This is a genomic window from Mycobacterium sp. NGS17, assembly GCF_059813205.1.
This window is the reverse complement of record NZ_JCALED010000002.1, coordinates 308034-332279: the sequence shown is the minus strand read 5'-3', so window position 1 is coordinate 332279 and position 24246 is coordinate 308034. Positions and strand designations below refer to the sequence as shown.

Sequence of the window (24246 nt, the reverse complement as noted above, 5' to 3'; positions counted from 1 at the left end):
ACCGTCACGCGGCCACCCCCTGGGCATCGAGCAGGTCCGACAGGGCCGCGATCAACGGCCAGGGCGGACGCCAGTCGAAGACGCCCGCCGGGTGGCCCTCGAGCACGGGCGTGTCTGCGCCGCACATGCCTCGCACGAAGAGGTAGAGGACGCCGCCGAGATGCCGGCCCGGATCGTAATCGTTCAACCGCCACCGCAAAAACCTATGCAGCACAGCGCAATACAGCAGGGCCTGCAGCGGATAGTCCGAGTGCAACATCGCCTCGGCCATCCGTGACCGGTCGTAGTCGGCAGCGGTGAGCGGTCGTTCGGGGTCTCCGAGCCGGTTGGTCTTGTAATCCACCACCACGAAGCGGTGGCCCGATCCGTCGGGGACGCGGAGCACGGCGTCGATCGACCCGGTGAGGTATCCCCGCAGCGACTGATCGCCGAGGCCGGGTTCGGCCAGCCGGTCGGCATACGACGCCAGCACATCGTCGCCCGGCAGGTGGGCGCGCAGCAGCGACGCCAGATCCGCGAGCCGGACCTCCGGTGCCGTCGAGCGGCGGTCACCGCCCGCCAGGGGGAGCTCAAAGTCGAGTTCGCGCAACCGGTCCGGCAAACCGATCTGGCGCAGCGTCCTGCCACCCGTCAACGGGCCCAGCGGCGTATCGTGCATCGGCACCATCGCCGCCGCCAGCTCGTCGGGGGCCGCGGCGACCGGCCACCACGCCGAGTGCGCCCGGATCTGCGCCTCGAGTTCGGCGGCCAGGTCCGCGGCCAATGGGTCGGCCGTCTCCAGCACGGCGTGCACCAGGGTGCCGAACGTGGCGCCCGCCGGCAGGTCGGCCATCGGCGAGGCCACGTCGGGCCCGGCCGCCGCCGACACCAAGGGGATGTCGGCGACTTCGTCGTCGAGTTCGCCGATTTCGGGTTCGCTGCTCACCCCGCTGGCCTGCGCCGCCCGGATCAAACCGGAATACGAGGTGCGCCGCCAGCCGGTGTCGATGGCGCGGTGGAAATGCCGGTTCGCCAGGCGTTCAACCATCGGCTCGGCGGGCAGCGACGGGGCAGGCGCCACCACCGATTCCTCGATCACCGGCCCGCCCGCCGCCTCCCACTCCCGCAGCCGGGCTAACGCGTCGTCGTCGGAGATCCGGGCGGGCTCGCATCGGTCCGGCACCACCGGTTGCCCGGGCCGGCGACCGCGCAGCAGCCGCGACAGCCCACCGTGAGGTTCGTAGTACGCCGGCGACCACCACGCCACCACCTGGGACTGGGCCCTGGTCAGCGCGACGTAGGTCAACCGGCTGTCGTCGCTGGCGTCCTCCTTACGCCCCAGCCGCTCAACGGCTTTGAAGTCGGGGCTGTCCTTTCCGCCGACGTGCAGGCAGCGCGTGCCGTCCTCGTCGTGGAACAGCACCACGTCGCTGTCCTGGGTGTTGCGGTTGAACGCGAACGGCAGATACACGATGGGGTACTGCAGGCCCTTGCTGACGAAGACGGTCATGACCTGCACGGCAGCGGCGTCGCTGTCGAGCCGGCGATTGCGTTCCGGCGCACCGCCGCGCTCGTCACGCTGCCGGCGCAGCCATTCGCGCAGCGCGGGCAGGCTGTAGTGGTTGCGGTGCGCGACGTCCTGCAGCAGCTGGGTGAGGTGCGCCAGGTCGGTCATGTGCCGCTCACCGCCCCGCCAGGCGAGCACGCGATTGCCCATGCCCAGCAATTGAGCGGCCTCGAAGATGGCCGCCACACCGCGCTCGCGGGCGTGACCGGCCCACTCCCGCAGGGTTTTCGCGACCCGGTCCGTGAGAGCGTCGCCGCCGGCGGCCAGCGATTCGGCGGTCTCGCCGAAGAACATCGTCGCGGCGGCCGCGCGCACCATCCCGGGCCGGTGCGGTTGGTCGAAGGCCTCCAGAAGGCACAGCCAATCCTCGGCGGCCTCGGAGGTGAACACGTCGGAGTTGCCCGTGTACACCGCCGGCACACCCGCCGCACAGAGCGCCTTGAAGCACGCGTGCGCGTCGCGGTGCTTCTCCACGATCACGGCGATGTCGCGGGCCTGCAGTGGTCTGCCGTCGAACGTCGCCCCGCCGGCCAGCAACGCCCGGATGTCCGACGCGAGATCGGCGCCGATGTGCTCGCGCACCTCGTCGATCGGCAGGTTCTGAACACCGCGACGCCCCAGCGTCTTTCGCGCGACCACGCGCAGCCGGAACGGATCGTTGTGCGGTGCGCCGGCGAGCCGATGACCGCGGTGCTGCGCGTCCACGTCGTTCACCACGATCGCGGGGTCGCCCAGTTGGGCGCCGCGCAGCACCACCTGCAGCCGCTGCAGCAACGCGGAGTCGCTGCGCCAGTTCGTGTCCAGCGTCCTGCGCTCGCCCGCCGACTGGGCCGCCCGCAGATAGGTCACGATGTCACCGCCGCGAAACGCGTAGATCGCCTGCTTCGGATCGCCGATGAGGATCAGGGTGGAACGCCCGGTGAAGGCCCGGTCGATCACCTGCCACTGCACCGGGTCGGTGTCCTGGAACTCGTCCACCATGACGATGGGCCAGCGTTGGTGCATGCGCAGCCGGGCGGGGGAGTCGTCGGTGGCCAGCGCGTCGGCGAGCCGGATCAGCAGGTCGTCATAGCCGAGGACGCCAAGCCGGCGCTTGCGCGTATCAAGCTCGGCCAGAACATCTTTGGCGAACTTCACACTGGCGGCGGCCCGCGAATCGGGATCCGGGTCGCGCGGCCGCAGCTCGGTCGACGGATTGTTCACGACCGCGCGTGCCAGTCGCAGCGCCTCGCGGTAGTGCAGCGCCGGGTCGTCGCGCTCCTGGCCGAAGTGCGCCAGGTACAGGTCGTCGACGATCTCGGTCACCAGGTCGTCGAGGCTGTCGAGCAGTGTCACGCTGGCCGCCGTGTCGCCGGCCACGCCGAGCGAGCGCAGCACCAGTTGGCAGAACTGGTGGGTCGTGGCGATCGTCGCCGCATCGAAGCTGGCCAGCGCGTCGCGAAGGCGCTGTCGGCGCGCCGCGCGCTGCTCGTCGGTGCCGTCCAGCAGGTGGGCAACCACCTGGTTGTCGCCGACGGTCGACGGATCGGCGAAAGCCTTTACGGCATCCACCATTTGGCAGCGGACGCGTTCGCGTAGCTCCTGGCTGGCGGCGCGGCCGAACGTGATGAGCAGCATCTGGTCCAGTGTCGCAGCCCCGTCGGCGATGTACCGCGTGACGAGACCGGCCAACGCGAAAGTCTTCCCGGTTCCCGCGCTTGCCTCCAGCACGGTGGTGGAGCGTTCGGCCGGAAGCGCACCCAGCAGGTCGAAGCGCTGCATCACGTGGGCTTCCTCTCGGCGCGCAGCATCGGCAGCCAGACCCGCGCTGCGTAGGCACCGAGCCGGTTGTCCTCGCCGTCGCACTCCTCGCCCGGGCGCACGGGCTGCATCAGCTCGTCCAGCGCCGCACCCTTGCCCCACGCCCGCGCGTGAGCGGGGGCCTGATCCTCGCCCGGAACGCGGTCGGTGGACCTCCATCGGTACCGCGCCTCGGTCACCGGGTCGTCGCCGCCATACCGGGCGGCCGCCCAGGCATAGGATGTCTTGATGGGCAACGGGATTGGCTCACGCCGGCCAGCGTCGTAGATAGTCACCAGCTCGCGCAGCACCTCGACGGCCTGCGCACGGTCGCGCGGCGGGCCCAGCCCCTCGACCCGGGTGCCGACGCCCCTGCGCATGCGGCCGACACACACCGCCGACCAGTCCCGGTCGGGATCATGGGCGGCCAAGGCCAGCAAGGAAATCCATGACTCGAGCAGATGCTTGCCGTCGAGGCGCGAATACGTCACCGATACCGTGCGATCGCCGTACACCGGCGACACCGTGCCGGTCAGCCGCCGCCCGCCGCCCACGTCGATGTCGACATCGTATGCGGCGCCGTGATCGTGCCCTTGCCTATGACCTAGCGCCTCGCGCGCCAACAGCGCTGCCTGGTCGCGGATCTCGGTGACCTTGCGCCAGCCCAGCTGGCCCGGCGGCAGCGTGCCGCGCCGCCACTCGGCCTGCCGCGCGTCGTCCGGAGTCATTGCACGCAGCATGTCGCCCAGCATCCGGTCGCCGACCGTCCATTCTTCGAGGCCGTCGATGTCGACCGGCATCGCGTCCTGCACGCCGTCGACGTCATAGGGCAGCGTGAATTCCAGCGCGCGGAAGAAGCCCTTCACCGGGTCTTTGAAGAAGGCGACCAGGTCGGCGAGGATGACGTCGGCGGCCGGCGGTGCCGGCAAGGGCGCGGAGATGAATCTCGGGCGTTCGCGGTGCTCGCCGGTGGCCGCGCGCGCCGCACGCAGCACCGTGGGGTCGAAACTGAACGGCTCGTCGCCGGCCAGGGCGCCGGGAATGACATTGCGAATGTCATACGGCTGCAACGGATGCTCGACGACGATGTGGGCACGCACCTTGGTCGGGGTGGTGACGTCGAGGCTGTCCAGGAGTTCGGCCAGCGGCACCGCCGGTGGACGCGGCTGGCCCGAATATTCGTTGGCGCCGGTGTAGGTGATCACCAGTTTCTCGGTGGCCGCGCCGATCGCGTCGAGCAGCAATTGCCGGTCCTCCGAACGGATGTCGCGCTCGCCGGTCATCGGGCACCGGGCCAGCGCGTCGTCGCCGTCGACGACGCCGAGCCGTGGGAACAGCCCGTCGTCCAGCCCGACCAGGCACACCACCCGGTGCGGCACCGAGCGCATCGGCACCATGGTGCACACCGTCAGGGTGCCGGTGCGGAAGTTGGCCCGCGTCGGTCGACCGGCCAGGCGGTGGCTGAGCAGCGCGCGAATGTCGGGAAGCCGCAGCGCGGTTCCGGCCCGGGGTCCGGCCTGGGCAACCGTCTGGGCGAACTCGCGTTGCATCTGACCGGTCTGCCATGCGTCCGCATCGCGGACGTGCGTCAGCAGCGCGATGCCCTCGGTGAGGCAGTCCAGCCACTCGGTCAGCGGGCGGGTTCCGGAAAGCGAGTCGAGGACGTGCTGCAGCCGTGCGACGAATTCGGCGAAATGGCCGGCCAATTGGACGCGGTTGCTGCTGACGTCGTCCAGCGGCAGCGTCGCGTCGATCCATGCGTTCGAATCGTCGGACATCGCGACGCCGGCCAGTATCCGGTCGATGCCGAAACGCCATGTGTTGTGCACGAAGTCGACGTGGTAGGGCCGCCGATGCTCCTGGTCCAGCCCCCAGCGGATGTTCGCCTGCCGGACCCAGCGGGTGATGGCCTCTAGGTCGTCATCGGTGAAGCCGAACCGGGCCCGCACCGGCGGGGACTGGGCCAGGTCGAGCACCTCGCTGGCCGTCACCCGTCCGGCCGCCAGGGCCAGCAGTTGCGCGGCCACGCCGAGCAGGGGATTGGTCTGGATCGGGGAGCGGTCGGCCAGCCGGACTCGCAGCTGGTGGGCGGGATGGGCGCCGTGCACCACGTCGCCCAGGCCGAAGTCGGCCATGATCAGCGGCGCGTAGGTCTCGATGTCCGGGCACATCACCAGGATGTCGCGCGGCTGAAGCGTCGGGTCGTCCTGCAACAGGCCGAGCAGCACCTCGCGCAGCACATCGACCTGGCGGGCCGGGCCGTGGCAGTTGTGAATCTGCACCGATCGGTCGTCGGCTCGCATCGTGCGGCCAAGTGGGCGAACGGCATTGGCGGCGATGTCGGACTGCAACCAGCCGAGCAGCGTGTCCGGGCGCACGTCGCCGGACAGATAGTCGTCGGTCACCGGATCCGCCGGCAGGCTGCGTTGCAGCTCCCGCAGGTCTCGTCCCAGGGTCGCGAGCAGCGGGTGGGACACCGCGCGGTGGCTGACGTCCTCGCGCCGGCGGATCGCGCCCTGGCTGCCGGCCAGTGCGCGCCACAGCTCCTCGCTCGGGTGCGGTAGCCACAGATGCAGGTCGTGGTGGGCGGCCACCGCGTCCAGCAGCTCGACGTCGGTGCGGGTCAGGCGGGTGTGCCCGAACAGCGACAGCCGAGGGGGTAGCTCGCCGGGCGCCTCGCGCAGCCGCGCGATGGCCTTGGCGTGCCGGATGTGTGGGGGGTCGGCGGCGACCCGCGCCACCAGCGCTTGCCACAGCTCGGGCTGCCAGCGCAGGTCCTCGTCGAGCTCGCCGGGGTCGCCGTTGCCCCAGTCGACGAGCAGTTGCGGGCGCTGGCGCGCGTAGGAGTCGAACAGGCCGGCCAGCCTGCGTGCCACCTCGTAGCGGCGGCCCCGGCGCAGCTCGGCCTCCGCGCCGGTGTGGAAGTGGCCGACATGCATGGCCAGCGTGCGGCACCACGGTTCGTCCAGCGAGCAGTCGATCGCCTCGAGCAGCGGCCAGGCCATGGCGTCCGGCGACCAGGGATCATTGTCGGCCGTGCCGGTGAGTTCGGCGATCAACGAGCCCGGACTGCGGAACGCCACCCCGGCGCACACCCCGTCACCGCCACGCGCACCCAGCACGTGCGACAACCGCTGACTCAGCCAGCGTTCCACCCCGCGCGCCGGCACGACGACGAGTTCGGTGGCGAACGGGTCGGGCAGCGGGTTGGCCAGCAGGGCGCCGAGACCGTCGGCCAGCAGATCCGTGCGCTCGGCGCGGTGAAGATGAAGCGGCATTGCGCTGTCACGATAAACCCCGACACCGACGAGAGTGGGCGCTTAGGGCGCGGCATCCGTGGGAATCGGTGCCATGCCAGGCCGGTTGATCCGTGAAACAGCTAGTGGAGGGACCCAGATGGAAGCTTGGGACGCGATCTGCGCACGTCGCAATGTCAGGGAGTACCAGCCGAAACCGATACCGGCCGAGGATCTGGACCGCATCGCCGAGGCCGGCTGGCGCGCGCCGTCGGCGAAGAACCGCCAGCCGTGGGATTTCGTCATCGTCACCGACCGCAACCAGCTGACGGAGCTGTCCACGGTCTGGCGGGGCGCCGGCCACATCGCCGGGGCCGCCGCCGCGATAGCGATCGTGGTCCCGGTGCCGCCCGACGAGCGCCGAGTGGTCACCGACAACTACGACGTCGGCCAGGCCACCATGGCGATGATGATCGCCGCCACCGACCTGGGGATCGGGACCGGTCATTCGTCGGTGGGGGAGCAGGACAAGGCGCGCGCGATCCTGGGCGTGCCCGACGATCACCTGGTGGCCTTCCTGCTCGGAGTGGGCTATCCCGCCGATCGCCCGCTCACCGCGATCCGCAAACCGAATAGGCGGCCGTTCGCCGAGGTCGTCCACCACGGCCGATGGTGATCGCCAACACGAAAAACCTTCGGCGCCTTACCGAGTCCTAAGCTGATCGGCGTGCATGAACACCAGGGCGATTACGGAGTCGACGGTTCCTTTCACACCATCTCGGCGCGCGCGCAGGCGGTAGGCATCGGCGCTCAAGCCGCCGCCCTGGCCGTGTTCGCGGGTATCAGCTGGGCGCGCGGCAGGCGGCTTCGGGCGGCGCTGGCCGCGGTGTCCTCCGCCGGGGTCACGGGTGCGGTGGTCCTCTACATGTACGCCACCCGCACCGGGAAATTCGTTGTGTGGGAACGGATTCTGCGTGACTTGCGGCTCACGGGCGACGAAACGGTGCTCGACCTCGGCTGCGGGCGCGGCGCCGTGCTGCTGGCGGCGGCCAAGCGGTTGCCGCGGGGCCGCGCGATCGGCGTCGACCTCTGGCAGGCCGACCAGACCGACAACTCCGAGCAGGCCACGCTGGCCAACGCGGTGGCCGAAGATGTCGCCGACCGCATCGAGTTGCACACCGCGGACATGACCGCGCTGCCGCTGCCCGACGAGAGCGTCGACGTGATCGTGAGCAACCTGGCCATCCACAACATCCCAGGGCACGCCGGGCGGCGTCGCGCGCTCGACGAAGCCGTGCGGGTGCTGCGGCCGGGGGGCCGGCTCGCCATCGCCGACCTGTGGGAGACGCGTCAACACGCCGCCCGGCTGCGCGAACTCGGTTGGCGCGACGTGCGGCGGCGCAACCTCGGCTGGCGGATGTGGTACGGCGGACCCTGGTTCTCCACCCGCGTGGTCACCGCGACCAAGCCGGAGTGATGCCCGGCGGGCATGCAGCTGTATCCGGCGGAGGATAGATGGCGCGGCCGTTTCCGATAGCGCATCTGCTAGCTAAAAGTGCGAAGCATCAGTGGTCCGGACACGGCTCGGCGCAACTAGCCTTCCATTCGCCCGGCGACCCGGACCCACCATGGCGGATAGCTGATATCGAGAACGGCGGTCTGACGATATCCAGACCACGTAGGTACCCCTGGTGGCTGACCCCGATATACCCCACGGGCCGCCGCGACGACCCGATCACGCTGGGTCGGCCACTGCAACTCGGCCGCGATGTCGTCGAGGATCTGTTGCCGGTCACGCCCAAGGACCTGGTCCACGATCTCGACAGCGGGTAGAAGATTGCCTTTGTCCCCATTGCACCTGCTGCACGCCAAAACGAGGTTGGTCAGCCCGTCGATGCCGACCAGGGACCAGGGCAAGACGTGATCGATCGGATTGTCTGCCGCTAAATGCGCACCACAGTAAAAGCAATGCGCGCCGAAAGCGTCCTTGAATGGTTCTCGGACAGCGGCCAGGGCAATTCGTTCTCGCCCGAAGAGATGTCCCGCCACGTCCGGTACCTCCGCCTCAAGGAACTTGTTCATCCGCCTCACGTCCTCTACCCACATGATTTCCAGCGCAGGCTTCAGCAGTCCTGCCAAACGAGCGAGCCCATATGCGATACCCGGTCTGAGATGGATGGCATCACCGTGCTCCCTCAAACTCCTGCGCGAGATCTGGTCATGAAGGAATGAGTCGTCGTAAAGAAAGGCGTCGCGTTGGCTTGTGCCCGGCAGCCGTTGAAGCCGATGCAATGGCTGCTGAGCCAAACAGATCGTAATTTCATCGATTGCCGCTTGGTACGCCCGAGGTTGTTGCACGATTGCGCGATCGACGGACGCAGCGCCTCCTGAAACATTGCGAAGTACGTTGGCCGCGAGAAGGATCCGCGCGCGTGATTGCGTCGACTGGCGGAGTTCTCGGCCGTCGAAGGGCCGGATCTGACGCCAATAGATTTCAAGGACTCGGTGGGCCAAATCAGGAATCGGCACACTGAGTGTGTCGGCCGGATCTGCCGGCAGGTGCTCAATGCATTGATCGAGCAACGCCATCAAGGTTGCCAGCTTGTAAGTCGCAGTTCGAAGGCCGGTCTCCAGGATTGCCACTACGCGCTGGCCCAGCAGCAGCGGATCAACCACTTCAGGCATAACGTCTGAGTATGCCGAAGCGTGCACCTGCGCCGGGCCAAACCGCGGGGCATGCTTAGGCCATGAACAGAACCGAAATCACCGAACAGGTCGTCATAGCCCGGCTCCGCGAGGGTCTGACGTGGCAAGAGCTGGCCGACGCGATCGGCAGGCCACTCATGTGGACCACGGCGGCGCTGCTCGGCCAACACCCGATTCCGGTGGAGCAGGCCAAGGTTCTGGCGGAGAAGTTGAAGCTGGACGAGTCCGCGGTGCCGGTGCTCGCCGCCGCGCCGATGCGCGGCGGGCTGCCCACCGCGGTCCCGACGGACCCGACGATCTACCGCTTCTACGAAGCCCTGCAGGTGTACGGCGGCGCGCTGAAGGAGGTGATCGCCGAACAGTTCGGCGACGGGATCATGAGTGCGATCAACTTCAGCCTCGACGTGCAGAAGAGGCCGCACCCGTCCGGTGACCGGGTCGTAGTGACGTTCGACGGCAAATTCCTTCCCTATCAATGGGTCGAGGCGGACGGCTGAGGCGAGCACGCCAAAGTGAAGTGACGGCGTGTCGCGAGCGTGTCAAACTAGCGTCGAGGAGGCGAAGGGAACGCGGTGGCGGCCAGTGGCGGCCACCGCGTTCGCCGTTTCAGTTCATCAAGACCTGCGGGGACAGCTCTTTGAGCATCGCGTTGGCCCAGCGCATCTGGCGCAACGTCTCGGGGTGGCAGCGCGACGACAGGCTCAGCAGTTCGGAATCCTTGGCGGCCTGTGCGCCCTGCGCCAGCAGCTCCCAATCCAGCGACACCCCCGCCGACAGCCGGTGAATCCGCCGCAGGTCGGCCAGCAGCGCCAGGCCGGGCTCCGGCCGGTGTCGCAGCAGGCCGCTCATCCGCGACTGCAGAAAGCCGGTGATCGCGCCGGTGCGCGGGTCCGAGGACAGGCGCAGACCGTAGTGACGCCCGTGCCGCGCCAGCTCGCTGACGTGATGCTGCGACCAGCGGGACATGTCGCGTGCGAGGTGGTGAATGTCCTGGTCACTGTGGTGACGCGCCGCCACCACGTTGAGCTCGTGCGCCAGCTTGCGTTCGGAGCGGTGCAGCTCGCGGATCGCCAACTTCAGCTTCATGGCCGGCCTCCCCCGGGGACGACTTCGGTGACGCCGGCCATCGCGCCGCCCACCGTCGCGGGCACCGATCCATCGGCTGACGCCGCGGTCGTCGGCGCCTGCCCATTCCGGCCGGGCGGCCTCACCCGAGCCTTGCGCAGCCGGGCGGCGGCGGTCTTGTAGATCGGCTGCTTGGACACCGGATCCCAATCGGTCAGCGTCATTTCATTGCCGGCCCGGTGATGGGCCCTGCCGTCGGTGTCCCAGTAACCGTAATGGAAGGGCACGAACAGCACCCCGTCGCGGATGCCGCAGATGCGCGCGGCGCACACCACGCAGCCGCGCGGCGTGCTCACCTCGACCAGATCGCCTTCCCCGATGCCCAGGCGCCGCGCGTCGCGGTCGGACACCTCGACCCACACCTCCGGGGCGGCCCGTTGAAGTTGCTGTGCCCGAGCGGTTTTGGTGCGGGTATGGAAATGGTAGACGGTGCGGCCGGTGATCAACGCGAACGGGTAGTCGGGACTCGGTTGCTCGTGTGGGGGCACGTACTCGGCCGCCTTGATGATCGCCTTACCGAACGGGTTCATCGAGCGGTACTCGTCGGGCTGCAATGGGGCGCCGGTGATCAGGTCTTTGCCGTATGCCTCGCAATAGTCCGGGGCTGCCCAGAATTTCGCGTCGGCGTAGAGCCGTTCGGTGCCGTCGGGATGCTCTGCGTTGCAAGGCCATTGGATGCCGCTGCCGCCGCGCAGCTTGTCGTAGGTCAGACCCGTGTAGTCGCACGGCCGGCCCGCGGTGCATTTCTTCCACGCCTCGAACGCCGATTCCGGGTCCGTCCAGGGCGGGAACGGCTGGCCGTCCTTGTCGCGAAAGTCCATCCGGCGCGCGTAGTCCAGGAAGATGTCGAGGTCCGAACGCGCGGAACCCGGTGGCTCCACGGCCTTTTCGGACAGGTGCACGGTGCGGTCGGCGTTGGTGAAGGTGCCGGTCTTCTCCGCCCATGCCGCGGCGGGTAACACGACGTCGGCCAGCGCGGCGGTCTCGGTCATGAAGATGTCCTGCACGATGAGGAACAGCCGTTCCTGCGACAGGATGTCGCGGATCCGCGCCAGCTCCGGCAGCGACACCGCGGGATTGGTGGCGGTGACCCACAGCATCCGCAGCGTTCCCTCTTCGGCGAAGCGGAACATCTGCATGGCGTGCGTCGGTGGGCCGTAGTGCGGAATCTGCAGGGGTTCCAGGTTCCACAATTTCGCCAACTCCTCCACGTGAGAGTCGTTGGACCAGTTGCGAAAGCCGGCCAGGTCCCCGTCGGCCCCGCACTCGCGGGTGTTCTCCGCGGTCGGCTGCCCGTTCATCTGCAGCACCCCGCAGCCCGGCTTGCCCAGCATGCCGCGCACCACGTGAATGTTGTTGACCTGCACGGCCGCCGCGGTGGCCTGGTGAGACTGGTAGAAGCCCTGCAGCACGGTGGACATCAGCCGCTCGGCCGTGCCCAGCAGCCGCGCCGCGTGCCGGATGTCGTCGGCCGCCACACCGCAGATGTCGGCGGCCCGCTCGGGCGGAAACTCCTCGACCCGGCGACGCAGTTCGTCGAAACCGACTGTGTGCGTGTCGATGTAGTCCTGGTCGACCCAGCCGTGGCCGATGATCTCGTGCAGCAGACCGTTCATCAACGCCACGTTGGTGCCCGGCAGCGGCGCCAGGTGAACCGTGGCGTGGCGGGCCACCGGCGTGAGCCGGGGGTCGACGCAGATGATCGCGGGTGGCGACTCGCCGCCCAGCCGGTCCAGCATCCGCGCCCACAGCACCGTCTGCGTCTCGGCGACATTGTGCCCGAACAAGGCGATGACGTCGGCGTGGTCGACATCGGTGTAGGAGCCCGGTTGCCCGTCGCAGCCGAACGATTCCTTGAGCGCCTCGGCGGCCGTCGCCGTACACAGCCGGGTGTTGCCGTCGACGTGGTTGGTGCCGATCGCCCCGTGCGCGATCGCACCCTGGGTGTAGTACGCCTCGGCGAACAGCTGCCCGGAGGTGTAGAACCCGATCGAGCTGGGGCCGTAGCTGCCGAGTAACTCCTTGGTGCGGTCCACGATCCGTTGCATGGCGGTGTCCCAGTCGCACGGCTTCAGCTCGCCGCGGACCCGGATCATCGGCGTGGTGAGGCGGTCGGGCGACGCGTTGGCCTGCCAGCCGAACAGATCCTTCGGGTCGAGCCGCCCGTGGTTGACCCGGTCGACGGCGCGCCCGCGCACGCCCACGATCCGCCCGTCCTTGACGGCGATGTCCAGGCCGTCGCCGTTGGAGTGCAACACCGCGGCCGATTGCACCCAGCGGTCGACCGACTCGGCGCTGACTCCGTCGGCCAGGTAGGAGTCGACTCGTTCCGGCCACCGCGTGCCGGGTGCGTAGGGAGTCCGTGTTCCCCAGGGGTCAGCGATGCGATCTATGGCCATTCCGCTGACTTCCCCGGCGGCGGCCCCTCAAACCGGTCCGGGCGAACGCCCCGCCGCTATACCCCGAATTCGGCTTCGATCCCGTCGATGCCGGCGCGGATGGCCGTCAACGCGTCGGCGCGGGTGCGCAATTTGGTGGCGGCGTGCGCCCGCTGATTCAGGCCGGCGAATTCGGTTGCGGCCTCTTCCGCGCGATCGATCACCACCTCGGGCAACACGATCTCGTCGACAAAGCCTGCCGCAAGGGCGGTTTCGCCGAAAAACGTCTTGGCCAGCCCAGCGGCCTGCTGGTAGGCCGACGGCGTCAACCGCAGCTTCATGATCTCCAGCGCGGCATAGGGAATGACCATGCCGATCGCGACCTCATTGGCCTGAATGTTGTAGGCGTGTGCGGCCACCCGGTGATCGCCCGCCGACAACAGGAACGCCCCCATCGCGATCGCGTGGCCGGTGCACGCCATCACCACCGGCTTCGGATGGGACAACAGGCGATACGCCAGCTCGAACCCGCCGCGGAGCATGTCGATCGCGGGCTGCACCTCACCGGAGGTCAGGATCTTCAGGTCGAAGCCGCCGCTGAACACCCGTTCGTTGCCGGCGATCACCAGCGCTCCGGCGTCATCCGCCTCGGCCCGGTCGATCGCGTCGTTGAGGGCCTGCTGCATGGTCGGGCCCAGCGCGTTGACCTTGCCGTCGTCCATCTTGATGACGGCGATGGAGTCCTTGGTGCTGTAGTGGACCGGGGCGCTCATCGGTTACTCCTTGCCGTCAGGCGGGCTGGCTGTGGTGTTTGCCCAGATCGTTTTCGGCGTTACTCCAGCGCAGGCTGACATCGGTCGGTTCGTCGAGTTGGCGTGTGCGCCATCTGTCTTGGGTTTCCCGGACCGCGGCGTTGATCCGTTCGATCTCGCTGCGGAACACCTCGGGCCGGGTTTCCTTGCTGACGTAGTGGAAATAGGTGAGCAGGCCGCGCAGCAGCTCCAGCTTCTCCTTCTCCCGCTTCGCCAAATCATGGGTGGTCATCAATTCGATGCGCTGGACGGGCGGCAGCGCATCCCAGTCCAGCACGACGTCGGTGTGCAGCGGGGAACGCTCGCGCTCCCAAAACCGCCGGCCGTGCCCGCGGTCGGGCCGGTCGTAGTAGGTCAGGGTGCCGGTGAAGCGCGATTCGATGCCGCTGCCGATCTCGGCGCGGTCGAGCGCGGAATCCCACACCATGCGCCACTCCTGGCCGGACGCCAACATGGGCAGTTCGCGGGGGAGCCGCAGTTCGACGACGTCGGCGTAGCCGTCGGTGGCGTTCTCGTATTCGGCCACGGTCGGGGGATTGGCGAAGGAGAACCCGATGTCATAGGCCGCGGTCCGCCCGAAGTTGCGGACCACGAGTTCGATCACGTGCCAGTCAGCGGAATGCGGCTCCATGAACATCGCGACCTGCGGACGCGTCTGCTCGGCAGCGACGCGGCGATTCCGGTTGATCTGCCTATTGATGAAGACCAGCGTGACGATCGCCAGGACGATTGCCGCCCACGCCGCCCACGCTATCCAGGTGTCGGACCCGACGTGCGTGACATCATGCCAGCTGTCCTGGATCCAACCCATGGAATCCACCCTCCGCTTATATCACAGGGGCGGTGCCCTCGCCGCATGGTCGTGACGGAGCGATACGGCCTCAGCCGCCCATCAACATCCGCCATTGGTCGAGGTCGGCTGCCCGATACACGTAGTTGGAACGCTTGACCTCCGCGAGCGGCGCGCTGGGCTCCGCCGAATACCAGTGACCCGGAAACACGGTCGGGTCACCGGGCAGGGTGGCGAGCCGTTGCAGGCTGCGGTACATCTCGTCGGAGTCCCCGCCCGGGAAGTCCGTGCGCCCGCAGCCCTCCAGGAACAGCGTGTCACCGGCGACGAGGCGGCCGTCGAGCAGGAAGCACTGGCTGCCCGGCGTGTGGCCGGGGGTGTGCAGCAACTCGATCTCGATGTCGCCGACGCTGATCTTGTCGTGGTTTTCGTGGGAGGTCAGGTCACCCAGACCTATCCCGGTGACCCGCGAAACCCACAGCGCCTCATGGGTATTGACGTGCACCGGCACCGATGCCCGCTCCAGCAGTTCGGCAAGCCCCGGCAGGGCGAACCCCATCATGGAACCGCCCACGTGGTCGGGGTGATGATGGGTCACCAGCACGCCGGACAGGTGCATGCCATCGGCCTCGAGCGCGTCGAGCAGGTCGCCGGCGGCGTAGGCCGGGTCGACCACCACGCAGTCACCGGTTTGCCGGTCGCCGATCAGGTAGGCGAAGTTGCGCATCTGCGTCGCGAACATGTCACCGGCGGCGAAGTCGCGACCGGAGAGCAGTTGTCGGAAATACAGCCGGTCCTCTGGCACGTGACCAGACTAGGACCCCCAGCCCAAGGGCCCACCGACACCGCCGTTTCGGAGCCGATTAGGCCGGGGCGTGGTGGGTATTGTTGGCGCATGAGGAAGAAGGTGGAAATCGAGGTCGACGCCGATCTGATCGATGAGGCCATCCGCCGCTTCCATCTCCTCGACGCGCGCGAGGCCATCAATCTCGCGTTGCGGACCCTGCTCAACGACGGCGATTCCGTCGAACAGGACGACGAATACGACGAGTTCAGCGACCTCGGTGCCTGGGAACCTCAGCGCAACGGCAAAAGCGGCTGATGTTTGCCGCGGCTTCGTCGATCGCCGGGTGATCCCTAGGAATACAACGTGGTTTGGTTCCGCTGCGAGCCAGGCTGTACCCTCTTTTAGGCCCGCGCGGAGGAGATCGCTGCGGGTGAACGGCCCCCTTAGCTCAGTCGGTAGAGCGTTTCCATGGTAAGGAAAAGGTCAACGGTTCGATTCCGTTAGGGGGCTCGGCGGACGCCGAGCAGGCGTGGCGGCCCCGACCCCGAAAGGGGTGGCCAGAGGCGATGTAGCTCAGTCGGTTAGAGCGAACGACTCATAATCGTTAGGTCGCCGGTTCGAGTCCGGCCATCGCTACAACACAACAGCACAGTTCAGGAATCGAGAGAGAACGTCATGGCTTCCAGTACCGACGTACGGCCGAAGATCACCTTGGCATGCGAGGTGTGCAAGCACCGCAACTACATCACCAAGAAAAACCGCCGGAACGACCCGGACCGACTGGAGCTGAAGAAGTTCTGCCCCAATTGCGGTAAGCACCAGGCGCACAGGGAGACGCGCTAGCGGTCACCCGCGGGCGTTTATTCCGATTGACTAGGTAGTTTAAGAACCGTGCCGTTAAGTCCGAGCATCGTCGGTATGCACTACCGCTACCCCGATCATTACGAGGTCGAGCGGGAGAAGATCCGCGAATACGCGGTGGCCGTGCAGAACGACGACCCCTCGTTCTTCGAGGAGAAGGCGGCGGCCGAACTCGGTTACGGCGGTCTGGTGGCGCCCCCTACCTTCATCTGTGTTTTCGGATACAAGGCCCAGACCGCGTTCTTCCACTATGCGAACATCGCGATCGCCGACCAGCAGATCGTGCAGGTCGACCAGGTGCTGAAGATGCAGAGGCCGATCGTCGCCGGCGACAGGCTGTACTGCGACGTCTACGTGGACTCGTTGCGGGAGTCGCACGGCACCCAGATCGTGGTCACCAAGAATGTCGTCACCAACGCCGCCGGCGACGTCGTGCAAGAGACCTACACGACCCTCGCGGGCCGTGCCGGTGAGGATGGAGAAGAGGGATTTACTGATGCCACTGCGTGAGTTCAGCTCCGTGAAGGTGGGTGACCAGCTTCCTGAGAAGACCTACCCGCTGACCCGACAGGATCTGGTCAACTACGCGGGCGTTTCCGGCGACCTGAATCCGATCCACTGGGACGACGAGATCGCCAAGGTCGTCGGCCTGGACACCGCGATCGCGCACGGCATGCTCACCATGGGCATCGGCGGCGGCTACGTCACCGCGTGGATCGGCGACCCCGGCGCGGTCACCGAGTACAACGTGCGGTTCACCGCGGTGGTCCCGGTGCCCAACGACGGCAAGGGCGCCGAACTCGTCTTCAGCGGCCGGGTGAAGTCCGCCGATCCCGAGACCAAGTCCGTGACGATCGCGCTCACGGCCACCACCGGCGGCAAGAAGATCTTCGGCAGGGCGATCGCGTCCGCAACTCTGGCATAGCTCATGGCGCTCAAGACAGACATCCGCGGAATGATCTGGCGGTACCCGGATTCCTTCGTGGTGGGGCGCGAGCAGCTGCGTGCCTTCGCCCAGTCCATCAAGAACGACCACCCGGCGTACTACAGGGAAGACGCGGCCGCCGAACTCGGCCACAGCGCGATCCTCGCGCCGCTGACCTTCGCGACCATCTTCGCCAAGCTGGTCCAGCTGGACTTCTTCCGGCACGTCGACATCGGCATGGAAACCCTGGTGATCGTCCAGGTCGACCAGCGCTTCGTGTTCGCCAAGCCGATCAAGGCCGGCGACCGGCTATGGGCCCGGATGGAAATCCAATCCGTGGACGAGCGCTTCGGCGCCGACATCGTCGTCACCAAGAACATCTGCACCAACGATCAGGGTGAGCTGGTCCTGGAGGCCTACACCACGCTGATGAGCCAGTACGCCGAACAGTCCGACAACCTGCGCTGGGACCCGGAATCCGGGCAGGTCGTCAGGACGGCGTAATCACTATTGGATTTCCCGCGCTTAGGGGCAATCAAGTACACTCGGTCCTCGGGGTTTTCCCAGCATTAGCGCGCTTTCCGTGAGTCGAGCAATCGGAAGGCGCGCGTGTCATGTAGGCCCCGGTAGGTAAGCGCAGGTTGGCCTGCCAACCGCGAAGGGGCGTAGCTCAACTGGCAGAGCAGCGGTCTCCAAAACCGCAGGTTGCAGGTTCAAGTCCTGTCGCCCCTGCTAATGGCGAACGTCCTGGCATGGTGGACACTGGAAGAAAGTTCCCACCATCGGCGGGATGGTTCGCGAAGTACTAGCAAACAAAGGAGCATGCGGTGAGCGACGAAGGCGACGTTGCCAACGACGCCGCAAGCGACGGCACTGAGAACGAGGACGGCCGCGCGAGCGCCAGCCGGACGGCGGTGGTGACGCGGCCACAGCGCCCCACCGGCAAGCGGTCCCGGCAGCGGGTCATCGAGGGCGGTGAAGACGCCGAGGCTTCGGACGAGGTCGAAGCTTCCGCGCCGGACAAGGCCAAGAAGGGCGCCAAGGCGAAGAAGGCCGCGAAGCCCAAGAAGGCCGGCGACCACCGCGTCAACCCGTTCGTGTTCGTCTTCAACTACCTCAAGCAGGTCGTTGCAGAGATGCGGAAGGTCATCTGGCCCAACCGCAAGCAGATGCTCACTTACACCTCCGTTGTGCTGGCATTCCTGGCCTTCATGGTGGCGCTGGTCGGCCTGGCGGATTTCGGCCTGACCAAGCTGGTGCTGTTGGTGTTCGGCTGAGCGAGTGACGCCGCTTTGAAAGTGACAGAGAGGACTCAAACCGTGACTACCTTCGACGGTGACCCGTCCGCGGGTGAAGCGGTCGACGTGGACGAAATCGCGCAGGCGCAGGCCACGGACACCTCCGCGGCCGCTGAGGTCACCGAGGCGACCGCGGACGACGCCGCCGACGAGACGGCCGAGGCCGCCGCGGCGCCCGACGAGCCGGCCGAAGAGGCCGACCCGGCCGCCACGCTCAAGGCGGAACTGCGCAGCAAGCCCGGCGACTGGTATGTCATCCACTCCTACGCGGGGTACGAGAACAAGGTCAAAGCCAACCTCGAAACCCGGGTGCAGAACCTCGATGTCGGTGACTACATCTTCCAGGTGGAGGTGCCCACCGAGGAGGTCACCGAGATCAAGAACGGCCAGCGCAAGCAGGTCAACCGCAAGGTGCTGCCCGGCTACATCCTGGTGCGCATGGACCTGACCGACGACTCGTGGGCCGCGGTCCGCAACACCCCCGGCGTCACCGGCTTCGTCGGGGCGACCTCGCGTCCGTCGGCGCTGACACTCGACGATGTGGTCAAGTTCCTGCTGCCGCGCGGCGCGACGAAGAAGGCCGCCAAGGGCGCCGCCACCACGGCTGCCGCCGCCGAGGTCGGCGGCCTGGAACGGCCGGCCATCGAGGTCGACTACGAGGTCGGCGAATCGGTGACGGTCATGGACGGCCCGTTCGCGACGTTGCCCGCCACGATCAGCGAGGTCAACGGCGAACAGCAGAAGCTCAAGGTGCTGGTGTCGATCTTCGGCCGCGAAACGCCGGTCGAATTGACGTTCAGCCAAGTCTCCAAGCTCTAAACCGGCGCATACGCCCGGCGTAACCCAGGAAGGAACAGCACAACCTCATGGCCCCGAAGAAGAAAGTCGTCGGGCTGATCAAGCTTCAGATCCAGGCGGGGCAGGCCAACCCGGCGCCGCCGGTCGGGCCCGCGCTCGGTCAGCACGGCGTCAACATCATGGAGTTCTGCAAGGCGTACAACGCTGCCACGGAGAACCAGCGCGGCAACGTGATCCCGGTGGAGATCACGGTCTACGAGGATCGCAGCTTCACCTTCGCGCTCAAGACGCCGCCCGCCGCCAAGCTGCTGCTCAAGGCCGCCGGCGTGGGCAAGGGATCGGCCGAGCCGCACAAGACCAAGGTCGCCAAGGTCACCTGGGATCAGGTCAAGGAGATCGCCGAGACCAAGAAGGCCGACCTGAACGCCAACGACGTCGACGCAGCCGCCAAGATCATCGCCGGCACCGCCCGGTCGATGGGTATCACCGTCGAGTAATACCCGCATCACCACCGTGGGAGGGCCAGCTTCGGCCCGTTCAACCACGACCCAACACACGATTGGATGAATGAATGAGCAAGAACAGCAAGGCATACCGCGCCGCCGCCGAAAAGGTGGACCGCGACAACCTCTACACCCCGCTGGAAGCGGCCAAGCTCGCCAAGGAGACGTCGTCGAGCAAGCAGGACTCGACCGTCGAGGTCGCCATCCGGCTTGGCGTCGACCCGCGCAAGGCCGACCAGATGGTCCGCGGCACGGTCAACCTTCCGCACGGCACCGGCAAGACCGCCCGCGTCGCGGTGTTCGCGGTGGGTGACAAGGCCGAGCAGGCCCAGGCCGCCGGCGCCGACATCGTGGGCAGCGACGACCTGATCGAGAAGATCCAGGGCGGCTGGCTGGAATTCGACGCCGCGATCGCAACCCCGGACCAGATGGCCAAGGTCGGTCGCATCGCTCGCGTGCTCGGCCCCCGCGGGCTGATGCCGAACCCCAAGACGGGCACGGTGACTCCCGACGTCGCCAAGGCCGTCGCCGACATCAAGGGCGGCAAGATCAACTTCCGCATCGACAAGCAGGCCAACCTGCACTTCGTGATCGGCAAGGCCTCGTTCGACGAGAAGGCCCTGGCCGAGAACTACGGCGCCGCGCTGGACGAGGTCCTGCGGCTCAAGCCGTCCGCCTCCAAGGGCCGCTACTTGCGCAAGATCGTGGTCTCGACGACGACCGGACCGGGTATCCCGGTGGACCCGGCCGTCACCCGCAACTTCGCTGAGGGCTAACCCCCGCACTCGACTATGCGCCGCCGCAGAAACGCGCGGCCGGGGTCAGATCCATTGGACTCCAATGCCTCTCGGTACCACCTGAGGGCATCGGCGGGTCTGCCCGCGCGCCGCAGCAGGTCGGCGCGCACGGTCGCGACGAGATTGGAGCGGGTCAGCCGCGGATCGTGGGCCACCTTGTCCAGGGCGGCCAGGCCGGCATCGGGGCCGTCGCGAAATCCGATCGCCAGCGCCCTGTTGGCCGCCACCACCGGCGAGTGGGTCAGTCCGAACAGCCGGTCGTAGGCGGCGCAGATGGTCACCCAGTCGGTCTGCTCCCAGGACGGCGCCGTGGCATGCAACGCTGCGATCACCGCCTGGGGCAGATAACTGCCCGTCGACCCCTGGGCGCGCTTCAACCGGTCGAGCCCGCGCGAGATGCGCCCCCGGTCCCATCGGCGCCGGTCCTGGTCCTCGAGCGGCACCAGCATCCCGGAATCGTCCACCCGGGTCGCGCGCCGCGAATCGTGCAGCAACATCAGCGCGGACAGCGCGTGCGCCTCCGGCTCGTCGGGCAGCAGCGCGCACAGCTCCGCGCCCAGCCGGATCCCTTCGTCGCACAGGTCGTCCCGGATGGCCGACGGGCCAGCGGTCGACCAGTAGCCTTCGGTGAACACCGAATAGACGCAACCGAACACGTGCGGCGTGCGCTCGGGCAGCAGCTCGGCCGGCGGCACCCGCAGCGGGATGTTGGCGTGCCGAATCTTGTTCTTGGCGCGCGTGATTCGCTGACCGACGGCCGCCTCGCTCTGCAACAGCGCGCGCGCGATCTCGCCGACGGTCAACCCGGACACCAACCGCAGCGTCAGGGCCAATTGCGATTGCCGATCCAGCGCCGGGTGGGCGCAGGTGAACATCATCCGCAACTCGTCGTCGCGCACCGGATGCGGATCGGTGTGATCGGTACGCGCCCTGATGTCGTCCAGCACAGCCGCCAATTCCTTTCCGGGACGCGCGGACTCGCGGCGCAGCCGGTCCCGGGCCCGGTTACGGCCGACTGTGATGAGCCAGCCGCCCGGGTTGGCGGGCATCCCCTCATGCGGCCAGGTGCGCAGCGCTTCGGCGCAGGCCTCCTGGACGGCGTCCTCGGCGACGGTGAGGTCACCCGACCACCGCGCGAGCGCGGCCACCGCGGGTCCCCATTCCCGGCGGAAGACGCCGTCCAGGTTCGCCATGGTCTACAGCGCCGAGACTCCAGCCAGTTGCCGGACCTGCACCGCCGAGGCGGGGATCATCGATGCGATCTTGACGGCCTCGTCGCGGTCGGCGGCGCCCAGTAGGTAGATCCCGGTGGCGATTTCGGCGCCCTCCACGTACGGCCCGTCGGTGAGCAGAACCTCGCCGTCGCGGACCCGCACGGTCGTCGCCGTGGACCGGTCGTGCAGCGCGGCGCCGCCGACGATGTGATCGCCCGCGGCCGCGTGGAGGTCGGCGTGTTTCGCCGCCACCGCCTCCCACTCCGGTGTGCCGGGCGTGTGGGCGGTGGCGGGCGGCTCCAGCAGCAGCGCGAGCCAGTCGTTGCCGGTGAGCTTGCGCGACAGCTCGATCGAATGAACGGCTGGCCACACCTCCACGGCCCCGAACGCGGCGAGCGGGATGTCGCGCGCCAGTGCCAGCGCCTCGTCGAGGTTTTCCGCTTCGAACACGTAATAGCCGCAGGCCACCTCGGCGGTCTCGGCGAAGGGCCCGTCGGTGACCACCGGGGCATCCGGACCGCCGGTGATGAGCACCGCTTCGGCGGCGGAAGCCAGCGCATCTCCGGATTTGATCGCGGAGCCGGCTTTGGCGTGGAAGTTCTCCCATTCCGCCATCGCGGCGGCCGCATCGTCGGGTGTGCGGTCTTGTTCTTGGCTGATCAACAGCGCGAAGTACTGCATGGTCGTCACCTCCGGTCGTGAGCGGAGCCCGTGCTCCACTCTCTACCTATTCGACGAACGCCGCAGCGCCGATCCGACAGCTAGGCGGCAGCTCCCGGCTTGAGGTAGGTCACCAGGCTGACGTCGAGCATCTCGTCGCCGAAGTAGTGCTCGCAGCCGCGCAGATACTTGATGTAGCGGTTGTAGACCTCTTCCGAGGTGACCTCGATCGCCTTGTCCCGGTTCGACTCGAGCGTGTCGCCCCAGATGTGCAATGTCTTGATGTAGTGCGGGCGCAGTGAAAGCGGTTCGGGGACAACAAATCCCGCCTTCTCGCCGTGGTCGACCATCATCTGGGTGGACGGCAGCCGGCCCCCCGGGAAGATCTCGGTGACGATGAACTTGATGAACCGCGCGGTCTCGAAGCTCAGCTTCTTGCCGCGCGCCGCCAGGTCATACGGGTGATAGCTGACGCTGCTTTGAACGGTCATCCGGCCGTCCTCGGGCATGATGTCGAACGTCCGCTTGAAGAAGTCGTCGTAGTTCTCGTGGCCGAAGTGCTCGAAGGCCTCGATCGACACGATGCGGTCGACGGGCTCGTTGAAGTCTTCCCAGTTCTGCAGGCGGACCTGGCGTGAGCGGTCGGTGTCGATCGAACCGAGCAACGCTTCGGCGCGGGCGTGCTGGTTCTTGGACAGCGTCAGGCCGATGACGTTGACGTCGAACCGCTCGACGGCGCGCTTCATGGTGGTGCCCCACCCGCAGCCGATGTCGAGCAGGGTCATGCCCGGCTTGAGGTCCAATTTGTCCAGGTTGAGGTCGATCTTGGCGTACTGGGCCTCTTCCAGGCTCATGTCGTCGCGCTCGAAGTACGCGCAGCTGTAGATCCGGGACGGGTCCTGGAAGAGGCCGAAGAAGTCGTCGGAGACGTCGTAATGCGCCTGGATGTCCTCCGAACGCGTCCGCGTCTTCGTCGGGCTAGTCGGTTGCTCAGCCATTTTCGTCCTGTTCTCTCCGATGAGGTGCACTTCCTGCGATCCGCGCACCACCGCCGGGGTCGCACGTGACCTGCAACGATACCCAATGTCGAGGCGTGAATTCGCAAGGGTGCACGTGCGCGTCGCGGTCCCGGCCGCGGATAGCAGTCTACTTTTCGAGGGTGAACTGGTTGACGTCGACGTAGCCGGCCCGGAATAACTTCGCGCAGCCGGTCAGATACTTGAGGTAGCGCTCGTAGACTTCCTCGGACTGCACTTCGATGGCCTCGTCCTTGTGCGCAAGCAGGGCCTCGGCCCACAGGTCGAGGGTTCTGGCGTAGTGCTGCTGAAGCGACTGGCGGCGGGTGAGCGTGAAGCCCGCCTTCGACGAGTGCTCCTCCACCATCTCGATGGACGGCAACTGGCCGCCGGGGAAAATCTCGGTCTGGATGAACTTGAGAAAGCGAAGCAGCCGGAGGGATATCGGCAAGCCCCGGTCGATGGTTTCCTGCTTCGTCAGCCCGGTGATAGTGTGCAGCAGCATTACGCCTTCGTCGGGCATGACGTTGTGGGCCATCGCGAAGAAACCGTCGTAGCGGTCGCGGCCGAAGTGCTCGAATGCCCCGATCGACACGATGCGGTCGACGGGCTCCTCGAACTGCTCCCAACCCTTGAGAAACACCCGCCTGTCACGCGGGCTGTCCACCTGATCGAGCGACTGCTGAACGTGCGCCGCCTGGTTCTTCGACAGGGTCAGCCCGATGACGTTGACGTCATACTTTTCGATCGCCCGGCGCATGGTGGCGCCCCACCCGCAGCCCACGTCGAGCAGCGTCATGCCGGGCCGCAGCCCCAGCTTCCCCAGCGCCAGGTCGATCTTGGCGAGCTGTGCCTCTTCCAGCGTCATGTCGTCGCGGGCGAAGAACGCGCAGCTGTAGGTCCGGGTGGGATCGAGAAACAGGCGGAAAAAATCGTCCGATAGGTCGTAGTGCGCCTGCACGTCCTCGAAGTGCGGCGTGAGATTTTTGGCAGCCATCAGCCTGCGCGCCTTTCT

23 protein-coding genes, 3 tRNA genes and 1 pseudogene are annotated in these 24246 nt (G+C 67.3%); 15 read left to right on the top strand and 12 right to left on the bottom strand.

Going from position 1 to position 24246, the window contains the following annotated elements; translation table 11 throughout:
• Positions 1-4: 4 nt before the first annotated feature.
• The gene (recB, locus tag AC5Y7E_RS05715; RefSeq protein WP_499948315.1) at positions 5-3307 is read right to left on the bottom strand and encodes an exodeoxyribonuclease V subunit beta; all 3303 of its coding nucleotides are present in this window, start codon (positions 3305-3307) and stop codon (positions 5-7) included.
• Positions 3307-6603, bottom strand: a complete 3297-nt coding sequence (gene recC / locus AC5Y7E_RS05710) for an exodeoxyribonuclease V subunit gamma (RefSeq protein WP_499947902.1) — start codon at positions 6601-6603, stop codon at positions 3307-3309. Before recC ends, recB begins: the two co-directional genes overlap by 1 nt.
• Before the next feature lie 118 nt (positions 6604-6721).
• Here recC and AC5Y7E_RS05705 point away from each other — a divergent pair, with 118 nt between their 5' ends.
• Both AC5Y7E_RS05705 and AC5Y7E_RS05700 read left to right on the top strand, forming a co-directional pair.
• Positions 6722-7237, top strand: a complete 516-nt coding sequence (locus AC5Y7E_RS05705; protein WP_499918157.1) for a nitroreductase family protein — start codon at positions 6722-6724, stop codon at positions 7235-7237.
• 51 nt (positions 7238-7288) lie between these two features.
• Entirely contained in the window at positions 7289-8038 is a 750-nt protein-coding gene (locus tag AC5Y7E_RS05700) for a class I SAM-dependent methyltransferase (protein ID WP_499918158.1), read from the top strand.
• A gap of 116 nt (positions 8039-8154) precedes the next feature.
• Here the strand turns inward: AC5Y7E_RS05700 and AC5Y7E_RS05695 are convergent, their stop codons facing one another.
• Positions 8155-9246: a DUF8808 domain-containing protein gene (locus AC5Y7E_RS05695; protein WP_499918159.1), complete on the bottom strand. Its 1092-nt coding sequence runs from the start codon at positions 9244-9246 to the stop codon at positions 8155-8157.
• 62 nt (positions 9247-9308) lie between these two features.
• Here AC5Y7E_RS05695 and cynS point away from each other — a divergent pair, with 62 nt between their 5' ends.
• Positions 9309-9764: a cyanase gene (gene cynS, locus AC5Y7E_RS05690; protein ID WP_499918160.1), complete on the top strand. Its 456-nt coding sequence runs from the start codon at positions 9309-9311 to the stop codon at positions 9762-9764.
• Positions 9765-9873: 109 nt separating this feature from the next.
• On the opposite strand, the gene AC5Y7E_RS05685 is transcribed toward cynS, so the two are convergent.
• The 5 genes and pseudogenes from AC5Y7E_RS05685 to AC5Y7E_RS05665 form a co-directional block, all read right to left on the bottom strand.
• Positions 9874-10353 carry a hypothetical protein gene (locus AC5Y7E_RS05685; RefSeq protein ID WP_499918161.1) on the bottom strand — a complete coding sequence of 160 codons (480 nt, stop codon included), beginning with the start codon at positions 10351-10353 and terminating at the stop codon, positions 9874-9876.
• Positions 10350-12791 carry a molybdopterin oxidoreductase family protein gene (locus AC5Y7E_RS05680; protein WP_499947900.1) on the bottom strand — a complete coding sequence of 814 codons (2442 nt, stop codon included), beginning with the start codon at positions 12789-12791 and terminating at the stop codon, positions 10350-10352. The genes AC5Y7E_RS05685 and AC5Y7E_RS05680 overlap by 4 nt, the downstream gene beginning before the upstream one ends.
• Before the next feature lie 56 nt (positions 12792-12847).
• Positions 12848-13543: a crotonase/enoyl-CoA hydratase family protein gene (locus AC5Y7E_RS05675; protein WP_499918162.1), complete on the bottom strand. Its 696-nt coding sequence runs from the start codon at positions 13541-13543 to the stop codon at positions 12848-12850.
• A pseudogene (locus AC5Y7E_RS05670) lies at positions 13540-14393 on the bottom strand (DUF8453 domain-containing protein). The gene AC5Y7E_RS05675 and the pseudogene AC5Y7E_RS05670 overlap by 4 nt, the downstream one beginning before the upstream one ends.
• 70 nt (positions 14394-14463) lie before the next feature.
• Positions 14464-15177 (bottom strand): MBL fold metallo-hydrolase, encoded by a 714-nt coding sequence (locus AC5Y7E_RS05665; RefSeq protein ID WP_499918163.1) that lies wholly within the window; start codon positions 15175-15177, stop codon positions 14464-14466.
• Between the two features lie 90 nt (positions 15178-15267).
• On the opposite strand from AC5Y7E_RS05665, the gene AC5Y7E_RS05660 reads away from it, so the two are divergent.
• The 12 genes from AC5Y7E_RS05660 to rplA all read left to right on the top strand — a co-directional run bounded on the left by AC5Y7E_RS05660 (position 15268) and on the right by rplA (position 20320).
• On the top strand, positions 15268-15474 hold the full coding sequence (locus AC5Y7E_RS05660) for a type II toxin-antitoxin system VapB family antitoxin (RefSeq protein WP_499918164.1): 207 nt from the start codon (positions 15268-15270) through the stop codon (positions 15472-15474).
• A gap of 122 nt (positions 15475-15596) precedes the next feature.
• Positions 15597-15669, top strand: a tRNA-Thr gene (locus AC5Y7E_RS05655).
• A 52-nt stretch (positions 15670-15721) separates the two neighbouring features.
• Positions 15722-15795, top strand: a tRNA-Met gene (locus AC5Y7E_RS05650).
• Between the two features lie 39 nt (positions 15796-15834).
• Positions 15835-16002 (top strand): 50S ribosomal protein L33, encoded by a 168-nt coding sequence (gene rpmG, locus AC5Y7E_RS05645; protein WP_003898538.1) that lies wholly within the window; start codon positions 15835-15837, stop codon positions 16000-16002.
• A 48-nt stretch (positions 16003-16050) separates the two neighbouring features.
• A complete protein-coding gene (gene hadA, locus AC5Y7E_RS05640) occupies positions 16051-16530 on the top strand; it encodes a (3R)-hydroxyacyl-ACP dehydratase subunit HadA (protein WP_499918165.1) in 480 nt (159 codons plus the stop codon).
• Entirely contained in the window at positions 16517-16945 is a 429-nt protein-coding gene (hadB, locus tag AC5Y7E_RS05635; RefSeq protein WP_067122372.1) for a (3R)-hydroxyacyl-ACP dehydratase subunit HadB, read from the top strand. Before hadA ends, hadB begins: the two co-directional genes overlap by 14 nt.
• 3 nt (positions 16946-16948) lie before the next feature.
• Positions 16949-17449: a (3R)-hydroxyacyl-ACP dehydratase subunit HadC gene (hadC, locus tag AC5Y7E_RS05630; protein ID WP_499918166.1), complete on the top strand. Its 501-nt coding sequence runs from the start codon at positions 16949-16951 to the stop codon at positions 17447-17449.
• Positions 17450-17604: 155 nt separating this feature from the next.
• Positions 17605-17677, top strand: a tRNA-Trp gene (locus tag AC5Y7E_RS05625).
• A 95-nt stretch (positions 17678-17772) separates the two neighbouring features.
• Complete coding sequence (gene secE, locus AC5Y7E_RS05620; protein ID WP_499918167.1) at positions 17773-18222, top strand: preprotein translocase subunit SecE; 450 nt, start codon at positions 17773-17775, stop codon at positions 18220-18222.
• A gap of 42 nt (positions 18223-18264) precedes the next feature.
• On the top strand, positions 18265-19062 hold the full coding sequence (nusG, locus tag AC5Y7E_RS05615; RefSeq protein ID WP_499918168.1) for a transcription termination/antitermination protein NusG: 798 nt from the start codon (positions 18265-18267) through the stop codon (positions 19060-19062).
• Between the two features lie 47 nt (positions 19063-19109).
• Positions 19110-19538 carry a 50S ribosomal protein L11 gene (gene rplK, locus AC5Y7E_RS05610; RefSeq protein ID WP_499918169.1) on the top strand — a complete coding sequence of 143 codons (429 nt, stop codon included), beginning with the start codon at positions 19110-19112 and terminating at the stop codon, positions 19536-19538.
• Positions 19539-19612: 74 nt separating this feature from the next.
• A complete protein-coding gene (gene rplA, locus AC5Y7E_RS05605; protein ID WP_499918170.1) occupies positions 19613-20320 on the top strand; it encodes a 50S ribosomal protein L1 in 708 nt (235 codons plus the stop codon).
• Here rplA and AC5Y7E_RS05600 read toward each other — a convergent pair.
• From AC5Y7E_RS05600 to mmaA2, 4 genes are all read right to left on the bottom strand, one after another.
• A complete protein-coding gene (locus AC5Y7E_RS05600) occupies positions 20317-21534 on the bottom strand; it encodes an RNA polymerase sigma factor (protein WP_499918171.1) in 1218 nt (405 codons plus the stop codon). The genes rplA and AC5Y7E_RS05600 overlap by 4 nt on opposite strands.
• Before the next feature lie 3 nt (positions 21535-21537).
• On the bottom strand, positions 21538-22236 hold the full coding sequence (locus AC5Y7E_RS05595) for a YciI family protein (protein WP_499918172.1): 699 nt from the start codon (positions 22234-22236) through the stop codon (positions 21538-21540).
• Positions 22237-22316: 80 nt separating this feature from the next.
• The gene (gene mmaA4 / locus AC5Y7E_RS05590) at positions 22317-23213 is read right to left on the bottom strand and encodes a hydroxymycolate synthase MmaA4 (protein WP_499918173.1); all 897 of its coding nucleotides are present in this window, start codon (positions 23211-23213) and stop codon (positions 22317-22319) included.
• A gap of 148 nt (positions 23214-23361) precedes the next feature.
• Positions 23362-24228, bottom strand: a complete 867-nt coding sequence (mmaA2, locus tag AC5Y7E_RS05585) for a cyclopropane mycolic acid synthase MmaA2 (RefSeq protein WP_499918266.1) — start codon at positions 24226-24228, stop codon at positions 23362-23364.
• Positions 24229-24246 lie beyond the last annotated feature (18 nt).